General features: G+C 74.0%; 2 protein-coding genes. Both read right to left on the reverse strand.

The window, feature by feature from the left end; translation table 11 throughout:
• Window positions 1-351: glycosyltransferase (locus tag ABZ641_RS38025; RefSeq protein WP_359989201.1), on the reverse strand; the 351-nt coding region annotated here is incomplete at its 3' end.
• A gap of 85 nt (window positions 352-436) precedes the next feature.
• Window positions 437-1,156, reverse strand: a complete 720-nt coding sequence (locus tag ABZ641_RS38030; RefSeq protein WP_359989203.1) for an FkbM family methyltransferase — start codon at window positions 1,154-1,156, stop codon at window positions 437-439.
• Window positions 1,157-1,275: the final 119 nt, after the last annotated feature.

The raw sequence follows: 1,275 nt of genomic DNA on the forward strand, positions 1-1,275 counted from the left end.
CACGACGACGGCCCCGCCGCCGGTCCGCTCCGCGGTGGCGAGCAGGTCGGCGACCGCGTCGGCGGTGAGCCGCACGTCGTCGTTGAGCCACAGCTGGTGGTCCCAGGCGGGCAGCCCGCCGCGTCTGCTGCGCCGGCTGGCGGTGCGCATGCCCTCGCCCCAGAAGACGTCCTGGCCGACCGTCACCACCTCGACCTCGGGGAAGTGCTCCGCGACCGCCCGGGCGGTGCCGTCGGTGCTGCCCGCGTCCACGAGGTGGACGGACAGCACCGTCCCCGCCGGCAGGCCGCGCTGGTCGCGCAGCGAGACGAGTGCGGCCAGGGTCTTCGGGGCGCGGTTGTGACATGTCATCAGCACCGCGATACGGAGTGGTTCCACAGGACGAACATGGTCCACCGGGTGGTCCCGCGTCCCCCCGACACTCCGAGGTGTCGCGCTATTCGCGGAACAGCACCGCGTCGCACTGGTACATCCGGCCCGTCCTGCCGTCGGTGAACCCCGGCAGGAGGTGCATCAGGGTGAACCCCCGCTCCTGGGCCCAGTCCAGGGCCTCCCGGTGGAGCATCCCCCCGTCGTACAGCGGCACCAGGGACATCTCCAGCTGCAGCCCCGCGCAGTCGGCGACGCGCTCCCCGGCGCCGTCCAGCACCTGCCGCTCGAAGCCCTGGACGTCCAGCTTGAGGAAGGCCCGCTCGCCCTCGGCGACGAGACCCGGCCAGAGCGCGTCGAGGCGTTCCACCCCGACCTCCTCCGTCCGGACGTACGCGCTGCCGGGCGAGGCCTCGGTGTGCAGGTCCAGCATCGGCAGCAGCGAGCTGCTCGCTCCGGCGTTGCCCGCGACGTTGATCACCGCGGTGCCGGGCCGGTCGCCGAGCGCACAACGCACGGTGTTCCACCGGGGATCGCCGGCCGCCCGGCGGAGCAGCTGCCGGTGGAGCTCGCCGACGGGCTCGAAGGAGGTGATGCGCCCCCGGTAGCCGCAGACGCGCAGCTGGGACGCGTAGTGCCCGGTGTGCGCGCCGACGTCGAGGACGACGTCCACGCGGTGGTGGCTCAGCAGGCGGGCCACCTGACGGTCGGGGCACTCGTCGGGGTAGCGCGCGACGTCGAGGCCCAGTCGTCGGACCGCACTCCGTGCGCTGTGCAGCAGGGTCATCGCGCCAGCTTCGCAGGAGTCGACGAGGCATCGGTTGATTGGCGCAGCACGGCCGCCGAGTGTCGGGGACGGTCCGGTGCGGTGCCGGCCGGCGGCGGGGCGCCGTCGGTGGCCCCCGC

The sequence above is a fragment of the Kitasatospora sp. NPDC007106 genome (assembly GCF_040634455.1).
GTDB classification, from domain to species: Bacteria; Actinomycetota; Actinomycetes; order Streptomycetales; family Streptomycetaceae; genus Kitasatospora; species Kitasatospora arboriphila.